Origin of the sequence: Microbacterium sp. (genome assembly GCF_048259935.1) — a bacterium.
Classification (GTDB): Bacteria; Actinomycetota; Actinomycetes; order Actinomycetales; family Microbacteriaceae; genus Microbacterium.
Genome location: NZ_JBLXHF010000008.1, coordinates 1 through 14,659 on the forward strand (window position 1 = coordinate 1; position 14,659 = coordinate 14,659).

Annotated in this window: 16 protein-coding genes; 3 read left to right on the forward strand and 13 right to left on the reverse strand. The window is 64.4% G+C overall.

The window, feature by feature from the left end:
- Nucleotides 1-135: 135 nt before the first annotated feature.
- Entirely contained in the window at nucleotides 136-966 is an 831-nt protein-coding gene (locus tag ACN0RC_RS13185) for a hypothetical protein (RefSeq protein ID WP_417512388.1), read from the forward strand.
- Between the two features lie 31 nt (nucleotides 967-997).
- Here ACN0RC_RS13185 and mutM read toward each other — a convergent pair whose 3' ends face one another.
- The 6 genes from mutM to ACN0RC_RS13215 all read right to left on the reverse strand — a co-directional run bounded on the left by mutM (nucleotide 998) and on the right by ACN0RC_RS13215 (nucleotide 6,102).
- Nucleotides 998-1,861, reverse strand: a complete 864-nt coding sequence (gene mutM, locus ACN0RC_RS13190; RefSeq protein WP_417512389.1) for a bifunctional DNA-formamidopyrimidine glycosylase/DNA-(apurinic or apyrimidinic site) lyase — start codon at nucleotides 1,859-1,861, stop codon at nucleotides 998-1,000.
- Nucleotides 1,854-2,546 carry a ribonuclease III gene (gene rnc, locus ACN0RC_RS13195; RefSeq protein WP_417512390.1) on the reverse strand — a complete coding sequence of 231 codons (693 nt, stop codon included), beginning with the start codon at nucleotides 2,544-2,546 and terminating at the stop codon, nucleotides 1,854-1,856. Before rnc ends, mutM begins: the two co-directional genes overlap by 8 nt.
- A 16-nt stretch (nucleotides 2,547-2,562) precedes the next feature.
- Nucleotides 2,563-2,772: a 50S ribosomal protein L32 gene (rpmF, locus tag ACN0RC_RS13200; protein WP_076680491.1), complete on the reverse strand. Its 210-nt coding sequence runs from the start codon at nucleotides 2,770-2,772 to the stop codon at nucleotides 2,563-2,565.
- A 2-nt stretch (nucleotides 2,773-2,774) separates the two neighbouring features.
- On the reverse strand, nucleotides 2,775-3,272 hold the full coding sequence (locus ACN0RC_RS13205; RefSeq protein WP_417512484.1) for a YceD family protein: 498 nt from the start codon (nucleotides 3,270-3,272) through the stop codon (nucleotides 2,775-2,777).
- 121 nt (nucleotides 3,273-3,393) lie between these two features.
- On the reverse strand, nucleotides 3,394-3,891 hold the full coding sequence (gene coaD, locus ACN0RC_RS13210; RefSeq protein ID WP_417512391.1) for a pantetheine-phosphate adenylyltransferase: 498 nt from the start codon (nucleotides 3,889-3,891) through the stop codon (nucleotides 3,394-3,396).
- Nucleotides 3,892-3,918: 27 nt separating this feature from the next.
- Nucleotides 3,919-6,102 (reverse strand): ATP-dependent DNA helicase RecG, encoded by a 2,184-nt coding sequence (locus tag ACN0RC_RS13215; RefSeq protein ID WP_417512392.1) that lies wholly within the window; start codon nucleotides 6,100-6,102, stop codon nucleotides 3,919-3,921.
- Between the two features lie 44 nt (nucleotides 6,103-6,146).
- Here ACN0RC_RS13215 and rsmD point away from each other — a divergent pair, with 44 nt between their 5' ends.
- A complete protein-coding gene (gene rsmD / locus ACN0RC_RS13220) occupies nucleotides 6,147-6,740 on the forward strand; it encodes a 16S rRNA (guanine(966)-N(2))-methyltransferase RsmD (RefSeq protein ID WP_417512393.1) in 594 nt (197 codons plus the stop codon).
- Here the strand turns inward: rsmD and thiL are convergent.
- A complete protein-coding gene (thiL, locus tag ACN0RC_RS13225) occupies nucleotides 6,710-7,705 on the reverse strand; it encodes a thiamine-phosphate kinase (protein ID WP_417512394.1) in 996 nt (331 codons plus the stop codon). The two genes, rsmD and thiL, sit on opposite strands and share 31 nt — an antisense overlap.
- Before the next feature lie 23 nt (nucleotides 7,706-7,728).
- Here thiL and ACN0RC_RS13230 point away from each other — a divergent pair, with 23 nt between their 5' ends.
- Nucleotides 7,729-8,241, forward strand: a complete 513-nt coding sequence (locus ACN0RC_RS13230) for a DUF3515 family protein (protein ID WP_417512395.1) — start codon at nucleotides 7,729-7,731, stop codon at nucleotides 8,239-8,241.
- Nucleotides 8,242-8,254: 13 nt separating this feature from the next.
- On the opposite strand, the gene ACN0RC_RS13235 is transcribed toward ACN0RC_RS13230, so the two are convergent.
- The 6 genes from ACN0RC_RS13235 to leuC all read right to left on the reverse strand — a co-directional run bounded on the left by ACN0RC_RS13235 (nucleotide 8,255) and on the right by leuC (nucleotide 14,650).
- The gene (locus tag ACN0RC_RS13235; RefSeq protein WP_417512396.1) at nucleotides 8,255-9,343 is read right to left on the reverse strand and encodes a D-alanine--D-alanine ligase family protein; all 1,089 of its coding nucleotides are present in this window, start codon (nucleotides 9,341-9,343) and stop codon (nucleotides 8,255-8,257) included.
- Nucleotides 9,249-10,382, reverse strand: coding sequence for an NAD(P)H-dependent glycerol-3-phosphate dehydrogenase (locus ACN0RC_RS13240; RefSeq protein ID WP_417512397.1), 1,134 nt, complete (start codon nucleotides 10,380-10,382; stop codon nucleotides 9,249-9,251). Before ACN0RC_RS13240 ends, ACN0RC_RS13235 begins: the two co-directional genes overlap by 95 nt.
- Nucleotides 10,372-11,127 (reverse strand): lysophospholipid acyltransferase family protein, encoded by a 756-nt coding sequence (locus ACN0RC_RS13245; protein ID WP_417512398.1) that lies wholly within the window; start codon nucleotides 11,125-11,127, stop codon nucleotides 10,372-10,374. Before ACN0RC_RS13245 ends, ACN0RC_RS13240 begins: the two co-directional genes overlap by 11 nt.
- Nucleotides 11,128-11,132: 5 nt before the next feature.
- Nucleotides 11,133-12,488 carry a UDP-N-acetylglucosamine 1-carboxyvinyltransferase gene (murA, locus tag ACN0RC_RS13250; protein ID WP_417512485.1) on the reverse strand — a complete coding sequence of 452 codons (1,356 nt, stop codon included), beginning with the start codon at nucleotides 12,486-12,488 and terminating at the stop codon, nucleotides 11,133-11,135.
- Between the two features lie 102 nt (nucleotides 12,489-12,590).
- Nucleotides 12,591-13,187, reverse strand: coding sequence for a 3-isopropylmalate dehydratase small subunit (gene leuD, locus ACN0RC_RS13255; RefSeq protein ID WP_417512399.1), 597 nt, complete (start codon nucleotides 13,185-13,187; stop codon nucleotides 12,591-12,593).
- Between the two features lie 2 nt (nucleotides 13,188-13,189).
- Complete coding sequence (gene leuC, locus ACN0RC_RS13260; RefSeq protein WP_417512400.1) at nucleotides 13,190-14,650, reverse strand: 3-isopropylmalate dehydratase large subunit; 1,461 nt, start codon at nucleotides 14,648-14,650, stop codon at nucleotides 13,190-13,192.
- Nucleotides 14,651-14,659 lie beyond the last annotated feature (9 nt).

Here is a 14,659-nt window from a genome sequence, read left to right on the forward strand (position 1 = left end):
CATCCAGCATCCCCGACTCGATCAGACGCTGCGCGCCCTCCGCCTGAGACTTCCGCCGCACTTCACGCGACGCCTTGTCGATAGCCACCAGTGTGTTTCCTTTCGTAAGGAGACCTCACCCCTTACACACACCATTTGACACGCTCCGGTATCGGACTCGCATGGTGGGCGCTCAAGACCTCCGAGAGGCTTGCCCGGCGTCAGGAGAAGCTGGAAAAGAAGCTCGCGCAACGACAAGAAGAACTGGCACGGCAACAGACAGCACTCGATGAGGAGTCATATCTCAACTCACGAATGCAGGAACTGATCCAGCACGCCCGCACGACGTTAGCGGAGGCACAGAACGTCCAAACCTTGACAAGCCCGCGAATTTACGAGCTCCTCTCCATCGATCCTGGCACGCAGGTTCAGGTCGCCGAGCGTCAGCAAGCCTCACTTGAGTCCCTCTCCCGCCTCCGAGTCGAAGTTGACCTTCTCCGCGTTTACGCGGTCACGATGCCAATGGCTGGAAGCACCGACCGAACTCGCAGCAAGTCGCTCATGCGATTGATGGACGAAGGGGCATGGCTCTACAGCGAGGCGCTGCACTGCGCGATCATTGCGTTTGATCAGGACAACAACCAGGATGTCGTTCTGACAGATGATCAAAATGTTGTCGATGCCCTGATGAATGGTGCCTTCGTGAATCTCAACACCAGGCTCTTGTCCGATTGCATTGGTCTCGACGCCGACAAGATTCCCTACTATTCCGAGCCCGGATCACCGTGGCCAGAGGTGTACCGACGCCGCGAGCAGATGCTCCTCGAGTCGATCCTGGCCCGCAAATCTTGGACTCCCGACTCTCTCGCCGAAGCCGCGACCTGGGCGCTTGCCCATACCGTCGACCGCTTCCAAGATGCACTGATGGCTGTTCTGACGGACTGGAACGCGAGCCGTCAGTACTCGGGCACTTCAACAGATCGCTGAGCGCACTCTGCTCGCAGGATGAGCGGTCGGGCTATCCTTTGCGCTGGCACCGCGGGCAGAAGTGCGACGAGCGGTTCATGAAGGCGTCCCGGCGGATCTCGCTCCCGCAGCGCGGACAGGCTTGTCCGCCTCGTCCATAAGCGTTCAGTGAGTGCGCGAAGTACCCCGCCTCGCCGTTGACGTTCACGTACTGGGCATCGAAGCTCGTTCCGCCCTCGGCGAGAGCCTTCTCAAGCACCAGCCGTACTTCAGCAAGAAGGCGGCCGACTGCAGCACCCGTCAATGTGCGCCCGTGTGACTCAGGGTGGATCCGCGCAGCCCAGAGCGATTCGTCAGCGTAGATGTTTCCGATTCCGCTGACGACGGTCTGGTCCAGCAGAATCCTCTTGATCGCACTCGCGCGACGCCGCACGGCGCCGCTGAAGACGGCGTCGTCGAACGCGGAATCCAGTGGATCACGAGCGATATGCCGCACTTGCGTCGGGATCAGGTCACCGCCGTCGGCGGTGAGCTCGTCGACAGCCAGCGAACCGAACGTGCGCTGGTCTGCGAAAACAACGGCGAGGTCGCCATGCTGTGGATGCTGGATGCCGATGCGAATGCGTTCATGGCGCTCAGCGGGAGCGTCGGGAGCGCGCAGCAGCATCTGCCCGCTCATCCCCAGATGGGCAGTGAGCGCGTGAGTCTCCCCTGCCATTTGAAGCCACAAGAATTTGCCACGTCTGGATGCGCCGACAATCGATGCGCCCTCCAGACGAGCGGCGAAGTCCGCCGCTCCTGCCGGATGCCGCGTGAGCGCTCGCTCATCGAACACCGAGACGCTCGTGATCGTCGCGCCGATGACTGCGGGGGCGAGGCCTGTGCGCACGACCTCGACTTCGGGAAGTTCAGGCACGCTCGCTGAGTGCGCGCCATACGTTGAGGGCGCCTGCCATCTCGGCGGTCTTCTTACTCGTGCCCTCACCGCTCATGCTGACGTCGCCGACTGTGACGATCGCCGTGAAATGGCGATCGTGGTCTGGGCCGGTAGCCGACACGGAGTAGGTGGGAGGTGCGGCGCCGATACGGGCAGCGAGCTCCTGCAGGCTCGTCTTCGGGTCCATCGCGGCACCATAGCGCTCTGGATCATCGAGCAGAGGCTCAGTCAATCGCAGCACGAGTTCGGTCGCAGCATCCTGACCTGCGGAGAGGTAGGTGGCGCCGAACACCGCTTCCATAGTGTCGGCAAGAATCGAGTCCTTGTCGCGCCCACCGGTGCGCTCTTCACCACGGCCCAGCAGAAGATGCTCACCGAGCCCGATGGCTCGCGCAACCTCGGCGAGGGCAACAGTCGAAACGACGCTCGCGCGCCGTTTGGCAAGCTGCCCCTCATCGATGTCGGGATGAGTGGTGAACAGCATGACAGTGACGGCTTGGCCGAGCACAGAGTCGCCGAGGAACTCCAAGCGCTCGTTGTGCGGGATGCCGCCGTGCTCGTATGCGTACGAACGGTGGGTCAACGCTAACGCAAGCAGCTCAGGGTCGATATCGACCCTGAGCTTCGCTGCGAGACTCGCCGTCCCTTGCGGGACCTCTGTCACGATCGTGAGACCGTGATCAGACGTCTGCGACCTTGCGGCCCTTGTACTCGAGGAACAGCTCGGTGCCCTGCGAATCGGTGACGACCTTCGCCTGGTGGGGGCGGCTGTAAACGGTCTTGCCGTTCTCAACGGTCTTGACGAGAGCAATCGGCTCCGCCTTCCACTGCGCGCGACGCGAGCGGGTGTTGGAACGGGAAACCTTGCGCTTCGGGGGGTTACCAGCCATGGCTAACTCTCTTCTGTGTTCTCGGGACCGCGGCTCTCTGCCGCACTCCCCTGGTCTGCGATCTGTCGGAGCGCACTCCATCGAGGATCGATGGGAGCGTCATCCTCTACCCTGGTGCTTTCGGTCAGCCGCTCACCCGTGTTCGGGTCAAGCCCGGGGCAGTCCGGCTGACACACCGGCTGAAATGGAAGCGCCAAAACTGCCGCTTCCCTGACAAGAGTTTCAAGATCCACGTGGTCGTCTTGAACCTCGAAGTCAGTTTCTTCCTCACCAGGATACGCGAAAAGCTCCTGGAACTCGACTTCGACAGGCTGGGCGATGTCTTTGAGGCATCTTCCGCAGACGCCCTTGTACTCAGCCTCCACTGTTCCGGAGACGAGAATGCCCTCGTGGACGGACTCGACCCGGACTTCCAGGTCAAGAGCGGTGCCCTCCTCGTAGGAGACAATTCCCTCTCCCCACTGCTCTGGGAGGGTAGCGGAGAACTGATGCTCACGCATCTCACCGGGTCGTCGGACGATATCGCGCACGGGCACCACGAAGGGGCCGTTAAGTCGAGTCTTCACGCTTCAATGCTACCGGCGCGACCTTCTCCAGGCTCAGTATCCGCTGACCGTGCGCTCAGAGTCCGCGCGCACCAGTGTCGAGGAAGGCTGCGACGGCGCGGGGAACGAAGGGCGCGATGTCTCCGCCGAGAGATGCGACCTGGCGGACGAGTGAGCTGGACACCATCGCGTGCGAGGGATCCGGCAGCAGAAACACCGTCTCGATATCAGCGAGGTGCCGGTTGACGATCGCCATCGGCGATTCGTAGGCGACGTCGATCTGAGAGCGGATGCCCTTGACCAGTACCCCCGCGTTGACGTCGCGAGCGTAGTCGACGAGGAGGCCCATGCTCCACGAGCCGATGACGATGTTCCCCGGCATCCCATCTTCAGCAATGGACTGCTCGAGCAGCGAGAGACGCTGAGCGATCGGCAGCATCGCTTCTTTGCCAGGGTTGTGCACCACCAGCACGTGCAGTTCGTCGTAGAGCTTCGCCGCTCGCCGGATCACATCGAGGTGACCGAGGGTCGGCGGATCGAAGGAACCAGGGACGACGGCGATCCGACTGCTCATGGCTTCACCCTATTGCACGTCGAGTGACTAGTTCTTGGCAAGAGCCGCACGGTCCTCTTCGGTGACCCGACGTGCGATCACGTCGCGGAGCCCAGGGTGCTCAGTGAGACTCGGATCGGCCTCGAGAATCTTCTCGGCAAGCTCACGTGCACGGGCGATGAGTTTGGAGTCCTTCACCACGCGCAGCAGCCGCAGCGAGGAGCGCACGCCCGATTGCGTCGAACCGAGCACGTCACCCTCGCCGCGCAGCTCGAGATCGACCTCGGCGAGAGCGAATCCGTCGAGCGTCGCAGCGACGGCCTCGACACGTTCACGCGCGAGTGAGCCTTCTTCGGCTTCGGTGACGAGCAGGCACAGGCCCGGCACGGCGCCTCGACCGACACGTCCACGCAACTGGTGGAGCTGCGAGACACCGAAGCGATCCGCATCGAGGATAATCATCGTTGACGCGTTGGGAACATCGACTCCGACCTCGATGACAGTGGTCGCGATCAGCACATCGATCTCGCCGCGCGCGAATGCCTGCATGACGGCATCCTTCTGATCCGATGGCATCTTGCCGTGCAGCACTGCACGTCGCAGCTTTCCGACTGTCGGATGCGTCTGGAGTGCCTCATCGAGCTGGACAACGCCCCACCGTGGACCTGTCGCGCCCTCTTCAGTCGGAAGCAGTGCCGCGCCTTCTTCGCCGGCAGCATCCGTCTTCTTGGTCGTATCGATCGCCGCGCAGACCGCGAAAACCTGGTGTCCCTGCGCGACTTCCTCTGCCGCACGATCCCACACCCGCTGGAACCACGCCGGATGCTCGGCCAGCGGCGCCACGAAGGATTGGATGCCCGCTCGCCCCGCCGGCATCGTGCGGATCACTGAAGTGTCAAGGTCGCCGAAGACTGTCATCGCCACGGTGCGTGGGATGGGTGTCGCTGTCATCACGAGTGCGTGTGGACTGGTGCCCTTCGCACGCAGCGCTTCGCGCTGTTCGACGCCGAACCTGTGCTGCTCATCAACGACCACGAGCCCGAGTTCGGCGAACGTCGTCTTCTCTCCCAGCAGCGCATGCGTACCGACCACGATCAGCGCTTGACCGGAAGCGACGCGCAACGCGGCCTTGCGGCGCTCAGCAGCCGGCATCTGACCGGTGAGCAGAGTCGGCATGACCTCTGGTGCCAGCTTCGGCCCCAGCAGCTTGGTGATCGAGCGCAGGTGCTGAGCGGCGAGGACCTCGGTAGGTGCGATCAGCGCTGACTGCCCACCGGACTCGGCGACCTGCAGCATTCCGCGCAGGGCGACGAGGGTTTTTCCTGATCCGACCTCGCCTTGAACGAGCCTGTTCATCGGCCGTTCGCCGGCCAGATCCGAGGCGACCTGCGCTCCCACCGACTGCTGGTCCGGGGTGAGCGTGTACGGCAGTGTCGCGTCGAAGCGCTCCAGCAACCCTCCCGCGGCAGCTGGGCGCGACACCGCCGTCAACGCGCGCACGGCGTCGCGTTGCTGGAACAGCGCTGTCTGCAGCACGAGAGCCTCATGCATCCGCAGCGTGCGCACGGCGGGGTCGATGTCATTCTTCGTCTGCGGCCGATGCACCTGGATCAGCGCGGTACGCGCATCCAGCAGCTTCTCCTTCGCCCTGATCTCCTGCGGCACGGGGTCTGGCACGTCGCTCAGCTTCGGCAACAGACTTTCGACGAGCTCACGGAACTGCTGGCTCGAGACCGCCGAGGTCGCGGGATAGATCGGCAGCGGGCGGCTGGCCTGGTCTTCTGCTTTGGCCTGCGCGCTCTCTGCATCGTCGAAGAGCTCGTACTGCGGGTGGGCGAACTGGATCACGTCACGGTATTCACCGACTTTGCCGGAGAACATTCCTCGGCGGCCGCGGTAGAGCTCGCCCGCGCGCCACTCCGCCTGGCGCAGGTTCTTCGCGAAGAACGTCAATGACACTCGTCCTTGACCATCGCTGATGATGACATCCGTCATCGCTCCCGAGCGGTTGCGCATCCCCCGAGCCGACGACGACAGCACCTCGGCGACGATCGTCACCGTCTCGCCGACCGGCAGATTGCTGATCGGCGTCAGCTCGGCAGGATCCGCATAGCGGCGCGGATAGTGCGCGAGCATCTCGCCGACCGTCTGCATGCCGAAAGCCCGATCGAGCTTCTTCGCCGCTGTCGCCCCGACAGCATCAGTCAGCGGCGAGTCGAGCGAGAAGGTCATGCCTGAAGTCTAGGTAATGCTCCGGACAGTCCTAGGCTGATGGAGTGACGAGGATCATCGCAGGCGACGCGCGCGGACTCCGACTGGATGTTCCCGGCAGCGGTACGCGCCCCACCAGCGACCGTGTGCGAGAATCGCTCTTCGGAGCCCTCGAGTCCGCCGATGCCATCGAAGGCTCACGAGTGCTGGACCTCTACGCTGGTTCTGGCGCGCTGGGTCTCGAAGCCCTCAGCCGGGGCGCCGCAGCTGTCGATCTCGTCGAGAAGTCTCGACCGGCAGCGGCGATCGTCAGGCGAAACGTGGCGACCGTGGCCAAGGCTCTTGGCTCCTCGGCGTCCGAAGCGCCCCCCGCACGCGTGCATGAAAGCGCTGTCCAGACCTTCCTCAAGCGTGCGACGGGCCAGTGGGACCTCGTCTTCACCGATCCGCCGTACGACCTCAATGACGATGCGATGACCGCGGACCTCGCGGCACTGGCGCCGCTGCTGTCTGAGGACGCTGTCGTCGTCATCGAGCGAGCCCGCCGCTCGACGCCGCCAGATGCAGTGGCTGCTGGTCTGGAGATCTTCCGCGAGAAGACCTATGGCGATACTGCCGTCTGGTGGGCTCAGCCGGCCGCAGCATCCCAATCGCGGTAGGGGTCCCAGCCCGCGGCATCCACGGCCTCGCCGTCGCAGAGCACGCCCTCCGCGCCGGGCTCGCGAACGGTACCGATGGCGCGGAATCCCGACGGCAGCACGCCCGGGGGGAACGTCGCAAGCAGCGCGTGGTCTTCTCCACCGGCCAGCGCACGATCGAGATCGTCACCGAGGGCGTCGCGATCGAAATCGATCGTGACGTCGGATGCTGATGCCATCCGCCCTGCGTCAAGAGCAAGTCCGTCCGAGACATCCATCATCGCCGTCGCTCCAGCAACTGCCGCAGCGACTCCGAGACCGATCGGAGGCGAAGGACGCAGCTGCGCCGTGACCGCTGCACGCTCACCTGGCAGAAGCTGCTCATGATCGACGGGCACCGGAGTCTCACCGTCGCGGAAGCGGCCGAACAGCACGCCGAGTCCGCGGGCGGAGAGCCCGACTTCACCGGCGATCGCCACCGTATCTCCTGCCCGGGCCCCCGAACGGGTCACTGCCGCGCGACCTTCGAGATCGCCGAGAGCGGTGACGGCGATCATGAGAACTTCCGAGACGGTCAGGTCTCCGCCGATGACGGAGCATCCGGGTGCGAGCGCCTCGCACGCTGCGCGGAAACCGTCCGAGAGCTGTTCCACGAACGACAGTCTGAGATCCTTCGGCACCGCGAGTGCTACGAGGAGCCCTGTCGGTCTCGCGCCCATCGCCGCGACATCTGCCAGGTTCACCGCAGCCGATTTCCAACCGAGGTCGTATGGGCTCGACCACGCCAGCCGAAAGTCCGGACCATGCACGAGCGTGTCCGTGGTGGCCACGACCGAGCCGGACGGCGTCGCCAGAACCGCGGCATCATCCCCCGGACCGAGGATCGTGTGCGAGGCGGGTGCGGTGCGGGCGAGGATGGCACGAAGAACGGTGCCTTCCGAGACGTCGCCCAGGCGCGGATCATCGTCTGCTGAACGGGAGGCCATGCTCTCAAAGGTAGCCTGGAATCATGTCCCCCCGTCTTGCCTCAGCCGCGATCCTCCTGCTCGGAACGGCGCTCCTCGGCGGCTGCTCGAGCACGGTGCATCTGGAGCCGGCAGACGACGCGAACAACCCGCTGTGCGCCGAGGTGCTGGTGGGGCTCAAGAACGCCAACAGCATCGCCGACATGGACCGTCGTTGGACGGATGCGCAGTCGACAGCGGCCTGGATCGCGCCGGACGGCGCCTCTGCGATCCTCCTGCGGTGCGGGGTCACGGTTCCTGGACCTACCGCAGACCTGCAGTGCGTCAGCCTGGAGGGCATCGACTGGCTCGTCGATGATTCGGAGAGCCCGAAGCTACGACTGACCACGTACGGTCGCAACCCCGCCGTGCAGCTCTACATCGACACCGAGGTCGTCAGTTCCAACGACGTGATCAGCAGCCGCGCACTGGTCGGTCCGCTGACCGCGATCCACGCGGATCGTCAGTGCACCACCCCCGACGAGCTCGACGAAGACGCGCAGGAACTGCTGGGCTGACGCGACGTGGCCGCTAGCGCTGCAGTCCGCTCTCGATCAGTTCGCTGATGAGGTCGCCGTAGCTCAGCCCTGATGCCACCCAGCACTTGGGGAACATCGAGATCGGTGTGAACCCCGGCATGGTGTTCAGCTCATTCACGACGAGCTGACCATCCGACGTCACGAAGAAGTCGACACGGGCGAGTCCCTTGCCGTCAACCGCTTCGAATGCGCGCACCGCGGTCTCGCGCAACGAGGCGATCAACGTCTCGTCGAGGTCGGCCGGGCAGACGATCTCGACACCGTCACCACCGAGGTACTTGCCCTCGAAGTCGTAGAAGCTGCGCGTGGTCAGGACCACTTCGCCAGGCAGTGATGCTCGTGCGCGGCCGCCCTGGCGTCCGGCAAGCACTCCCACCTCGATCTCACGTCCGGTGATCTTGGTCTCGACCAGCACCTTGTCGTCCTCGTCGAACGCGATGCGAAGCGCCTCATCGAGGCCCTCGCCATTCTCGACGCGCGAGACGCCGACGCTGGACCCGGCGCTCGCAGGCTTGACGAAGACAACGTCACCGAGCTCCGCGATCGAGCGTCGGATCGCCTCCGGGTCGATCGCCCACTGCGCCTGTCGAACCGTGACCCCAGGAGCGACGGCGATGCCCGCAGCACTCAGCGCCAGCTTGGTGAAGTGCTTGTCGAGGCACACCGCCGAGTCGAGGATCCCGCCGCCCGCATACGGCACGTCGAGCACATCGAAGAAGCCCTGAATCGCGCCGTCCTCGCCGTGGAGGCCATGCAGGAGCGGCAGCACCACGTCGATCTCACCGAGATCGGTCACAGCCCCATCGGCTGCGACGACGCGGAGTGTGCGCGTACCACTGGGCTCAGGCCAGATCACGCGCGAGCCGTTGTCGACGACCTCAGGGAGGTTCGCAGCATCCAGAGCGAATTTCGAAGAATCATCCTCTTCGAGCACGAAGGCGCCTGCGCGTGTGATCCCGACCGGGATCACCTCGTAGCGATCACGGTCAATCGCCTGCAGAACTCCGCCGGCCGTCGCGGAACTGATGGAATGCTCGCTGGAACGCCCGCCGAAGAGCACCACCACCGTCTGCTTGTCCATGATTGGTTCTCTCCTCCTGGGGAGTGTCGTCATCTGTCGTGAGATGGGGCGCGATATCGCGGGGGTTCATTCTGCCGTCGAGCACCATCTTCACCTGCTCGACGATCGGCATATGCACATCTGATTCGTGCGCGAGCTTCAGGATCGGTGCAACAGACGCCAACCCTTCGGCCGTCTGGTTCATCTGCTTCACGACGTCTTGGAAGCCGTAGCCCTGGCCCAGGAGCCTGCCTGCGGTGTTGTTGCGACTCAACGGCGACTGGCAGGTGGCGATGAGATCGCCGAGCCCTGCGAGCCCCTGCAAGGTCTCGCGCTGCGCGCCGTTGGCGACCGCGAAATCAGTCATCTCGACCAGACCGCGCGTGATGATCGATGCCTTGGTGTTCTCGCCGTAGCCAACACCGTCGACGATGCCGATCGCGACAGCGATGAGGTTCTTCAGAACGCCACCGAACTCGGTGCCGATCACATCCGTGTTCACGAACGTGCGGAAGTAGGAGTTGCGTGCAGCTCGGGCGATCGTCTCCGCGGTCTCCTGACTGCGGGAGGCGATGACGGCGGCCGTGGGCTGCTCTCTCGCGATCTCGAGCGCAAGGTTCGGCCCGGAAGCGACAGCGATGCGGTTCGGATCGCAGGCGATCTCCTGCTCGATGACCTGACTCATCCGAAGACCGCTCGTGCGCTCGACCCCCTTCATCAAGCTGACGATCGGCACGTCAGTGTGCTCGAGCAGGGGACGCAGCGCCTTGAGGTTCTCGCGAAGCGATTGGCTCGGCACCGAGAGATACACCTGATCGGCGCCCTCGACGGCGGTCGACAGCTCGTGAGTGGCCGTCATCGACCGTGGCAGGTTGATGCCGGGGAGGTACTTGGAGTTGCGCTTGGCCTCGGCGATCTCGAGCGCCTGTTCGGGGCGCCTTGCCCACATGGTGACGTGCGCACCGCCGTCAGCGAGGATCTTGCCGAACGTGGTCCCCCAGCTGCCCGCGCCGATGATCGCTACGCGCGGATGGGCATCGCGGTTCTTCTCAGGAGTCAAGGCGCCCAGTCTCCTTCTGCCCGTGATCGGTCGGGTTCCATCGCTTCGCGGGTGCCTTCTCTGAGCGCAGCCGCTCGAGCAGCTCGGTGATGGCGTTCATCAGGCGCTCTGTGGCGAGGGTGACAGCGGCCTGATCGTGCTCCTTACCGACGAGGTCGCTGATGTCGACGGGGTCGCCGATGATCACGTCGACCGGCTTCCGGAGCGGCCAGAGGCTCAAACCCTTCTGGTAACGACCCATGATCTCCTGGGTGCCCCACTGCGCCATCGGGATCAGCGGAATGTTTCCCGCCATGGCCAGACGGACCGCGCCGGACTTGCCGCGCATCGGCCACAGATCTGGATCACGCGTCAGGGTGCCCTCTGGATACACGATCACACCGCGGCCAGCCGCAACCAACGCACGCGACTGCGCGATCGTGTCCGCCGCCGATGTGCGTGAGGAGGACCGTGCTACCGGAACCATGCCGGTCTTGCGAAGCACCCAGCCCAGTACCGGAACTTTGAAGAGACTCTCTTTGGCCATGAAGCGCGGCAGTCGCCCCAGCTTCCACACTGCGAGTGCAACGACCAGCGGATCGAACTCAGAGTAGTGGTTGGGAGCGAGCACGAACGGCCCCTCTTCAGGGAGCTTCTCGCGGTCGGTGAAGCGCAGCTTCGCCAGCAGCGAGATCAGCGGTACCGCGACAGCCGCCAGCGGCCAGAACATGGTGGGCCGAGACTTCTCCGATGATCCGGAAGCCATGCGCGTCAGCCGATGACGTCGAAGTCGGCGCCGAGCGCTTCGAGCTTGGCTAGGAAGTTCTCATAACCGCGGCTGAGAATGTCTACGCCGGATACCTTCGACTCTCCCGTTGCTGTGAGAGCGGCGATGATGTGGCTGTACCCACCGCGCAGGTCGGGAACGACGATCTCTGCGCCGCGCAGCGGCGTGGGTCCGGTGATCACCGCTGCCTGCTCGAGCTCACGGCGCGGAACCCGACGGGGTCCGTCCTGCAGACCGTGGGGGTGGACGACGATGTCGGCGCCCATCTTCACAAGTGCGTCGGTGAAGCCCATCCGGTTCTCGTACACCGTCTCGTGCACGACCGAACGCCCGCTCGCCTGGGTGAGCGCGACGACGAGCGGCTGCTGCCAGTCGGTCATGAATCCGGGGTGCACATCGGTCTCTACGACGACGGGCTTCACATCACCGTCGCGACGGAACAGGATGCCGTCCTCCTGAATATCGAACCAGCCGCCTGCCTTGCGGAACACGTTCAGGAACGTCAGCATCTCCTGCTGCTTCGCACCGCCGACGAAGATCTCGCCATCGGTCGCGAGCGCCGCAGAGGCCCACGACGCAGCCTCGTTGCGATCGAAGATCGACCGGTGGTCGTAACCGCGCAGAGTCTCGACACCTTCGATCAGGATCACTCGGTTCGGCTCGTAGGAGATGATCGCGCCCATTTTCTGCAGAACGGCGATCAGATCCATGATCTCGGGCTCGATGGCGGCGTTGCGCAGCTCGGTCGTGCCCTCTGCGCGCACCGCGGTGAGCAGCACCTGCTCGGTGGCCCCGACGCTCGGGTACGGCAGGTGGATGTTCGCACCGTGCAGGCGCCCGTTGGGTGTCGACAGACGGATGCCGCTGGGAAGCTTCTCGACCGTCGCACCGAACTTGCGCAGTGCATCGAGGTGGAAATCGATCGGCCGGTCGCCGATGCGGCAGCCGCCGAGATCGGGGATGAAGGCCTGCCCGAGGCGGTGCAGGAGCGGTCCGCAGAACAGGATCGGAATGCGCGAAGCACCTGCGTGCGCGTCGATCTCTTCCATATGAGCGGATTCGACATCGCTCGGGTCGAGGTGAAGAACGCCGGGCTCATCGCCCTCGGTGACACGCACGCCGTGGACCTCGAGCAGCGAACGGACGACAGCGACGTCACTGAGAGCCGGAACATCGCGCAGGATGCTCGCATCCTCGCCGAGGAGAGCGGCGACCATCGCCTTGGTCGCGAGGTTCTTCGCACCCTTGACATCGACTCGGCCGCGCAGCGGCCGACCACCGCGAATCGCCAGTACATCTCCGGTCAAGGCTGGTGCTCCATCCTGAAGTTCAGCATGCATAGTTCTCGTCATTCGATGAGCCTCACTTCATGTTCACGAATCGCGGCCGCAGCCGACGGGCGCTGTCGCCCCGACCCACGGTGCTCGTCCCGCGGACCTGCGTCAGCGGACGGGGAGCGTACGTGGCCGCCACGACTCGCGGCGGGCCTCGAACTGCGCGATCTTGTCTTCGTTGCGCAGTGTGAGCCCGATGTCATCGAGCCCTTCGAGGAGCCGCCATCTAGTGTAATCGTCGACGTCGATAGTGGCCTGAAAATCACCGATCGTGGCGGTGCGCGCCTCGAGATCGACGGTGATCGACACACCAGGATTCGCGTCGATCTCAGCCCAGATCCGCTCCACGTCGGCTTCCGAGATCGTGGCGGCGAGCAGACCCTGCTTGCCCGCATTACCACGGAAGATGTCCGCGAAGCGCGGGCTGAGGACGACGTTGAATCCGAAGTCGCGCAGGGCCCAGACCGCGTGCTCGCGGCTTGATCCGGTGCCGAAGTCGGGTCCTGCAATCAGCACGGAGGCACCCTGGAAGGGCTCCTGGTTCAGGACGAACTCGGGGTCCTGCCGCCAGGCGTGGAAGAGAGCATCTTCGAACCCCGTCTTGGTGACGCGCTTGAGGAACACCGCCGGAATGATCTGGTCGGTGTCGACATTCGAGCGCTTCAAGGGAGCGGCAATACCGGTGTGCGTGGTGAACTTCTCCATGATCAGGCTCCTACCAGCTCTTCCGTCGTCGACAGATCACTCGGGCTCGACAGCGTGCCGCGCACAGCCGTCGCGGCTGCGACCAACGGAGAGACGAGGTGCGTGCGCCCGCCCTTGCCCTGACGGCCTTCGAAGTTGCGGTTCGACGTGGAAGCGCAGCGCTCCCCCGGTGCCAGCTGATCGGGATTCATTCCCAGGCACATCGAACAGCCGGCGAAGCGCCACTCTGCACCGAAGTCCTTGACGATCTTGTCGATTCCCTCGGCCTCGGCCTCCAGCCGCACCCGGGCAGAACCGGGAACGACCATTACGCGCACACCCTCGGCCTTTGTGCGGCCCTGGATGATCGAGGCGAACGCTCTGAGGTCCTCGATGCGGCTGTTCGTGCAGGATCCCATGAACACGGCGTCGACCGGAACGTCTTTCAACGGGGTCCCGGGAGTCAGGTCCATGTATTCCAGCGCGCGCTCAGCGGCCGCGCGCTCATTCGGATCCGCGATCTCCGCAGGGTTCGGGACTGCCGCCGACAGCGAGCTGCCCTGGCCAGGGTTGGTGCCCCAGGTGACGAACGGCTCGAGCTCGTTCGCATCGATGAACACCTCAGCGTCGAACGTGGCGCCCTCGTCTGTGGGGAGCGTGCGCCAGTAGGCGACAGCATCCTCCCAGTCCTGGCCCTGCGGCGCGTGCGGCCGGCCCTTCACGTATGCGAAAGTCGTCTCGTCGGGCGCGACCATTCCTGCGCGCGCACCCGCTTCGATCGACATGTTGCAGATCGTCATGCGCCCCTCCATGGAGAGGGCGCGGATGGCACTGCCGCGGAACTCGAGCACGTAGCCCTGACCACCGCCAGTACCGATCTTCGCGATGATCGCGAGAATGATGTCCTTCGCGGTGACGCCGGGCTTGAGTTCGCCGTCCACCGTGATCGCCATGGTTTTGAACGGTTTCAGAGGGAGCGTCTGCGTCGCCATGACGTGCTCGACTTCGCTGGTACCGATGCCGAATGCCATCGATCCGAAGGCACCGTGAGTTGACGTGTGCGAGTCACCGCAGACCACGGTGATTCCCGGCATCGTGAGCCCGAGCTGCGGGCCGACGACGTGCACGATTCCCTGTTCTGCGTCGCCGAGCGAATGCAGGCGCGCGCCGAATTCTTCGGCATTGCGGCGCAGCGTCTCGATCTGCGTGCGGCTGGTCAGATCGGCGATCGGCTTATCGATCTCGAGGGTTGGGGTGTTGTGGTCTTCGGTGGCGATCGTCAGATCGAGCCGACGCAGCGGACGCTGCTCAGCGCGCAGACCGTCGAAGGCCTGCGGACTGGTCACCTCGTGGACGAGGTGAAGGTCGATGTAGATGAGGTCCGGCTCACCGTTCTCGCCCTTGACGACGAGGTGGTCGTCCCAGACCTTCTCGGCGAGGGTTCGCGGACGGCTCGAAGAAACAGGGCTTTCAGCTGAGGTCATGTCGATATC

What these genes read in the sequence shown, in the direction of transcription:
- ACN0RC_RS13245 (WP_417512398.1), bottom strand. Translation starts at nt 11,127, where the DNA reads ATGGCTTCCGGATCATCGGAGAAGTCTCGGCCCACCATGTTCTGGCCG.
- leuC (WP_417512400.1), bottom strand. Translation starts at nt 14,650, where the DNA reads ATGACCTCAGCTGAAAGCCCTGTTTCTTCGAGCCGTCCGCGAACCCTC.
- ACN0RC_RS13235 (WP_417512396.1), bottom strand. Translation starts at nt 9,343, where the DNA reads ATGGACAAGCAGACGGTGGTGGTGCTCTTCGGCGGGCGTTCCAGCGAG.
- murA (WP_417512485.1), bottom strand. Translation starts at nt 12,488, where the DNA reads ATGCATGCTGAACTTCAGGATGGAGCACCAGCCTTGACCGGAGATGTA.
- ACN0RC_RS13230 (WP_417512395.1), top strand. Translation starts at nt 7,729, where the DNA reads ATGTCCCCCCGTCTTGCCTCAGCCGCGATCCTCCTGCTCGGAACGGCG.
- coaD (WP_417512391.1), bottom strand. Translation starts at nt 3,891, where the DNA reads ATGAGCAGTCGGATCGCCGTCGTCCCTGGTTCCTTCGATCCGCCGACC.
- thiL (WP_417512394.1), bottom strand. Translation starts at nt 7,705, where the DNA reads ATGGCCTCCCGTTCAGCAGACGATGATCCGCGCCTGGGCGACGTCTCG.
- rpmF (WP_076680491.1), bottom strand. Translation starts at nt 2,772, where the DNA reads ATGGCTGGTAACCCCCCGAAGCGCAAGGTTTCCCGTTCCAACACCCGC.
- ACN0RC_RS13215 (WP_417512392.1), bottom strand. Translation starts at nt 6,102, where the DNA reads ATGACCTTCTCGCTCGACTCGCCGCTGACTGATGCTGTCGGGGCGACA.
- ACN0RC_RS13205 (WP_417512484.1), bottom strand. Translation starts at nt 3,272, where the DNA reads ATGCGTGAGCATCAGTTCTCCGCTACCCTCCCAGAGCAGTGGGGAGAG.
- leuD (WP_417512399.1), bottom strand. Translation starts at nt 13,187, where the DNA reads ATGGAGAAGTTCACCACGCACACCGGTATTGCCGCTCCCTTGAAGCGC.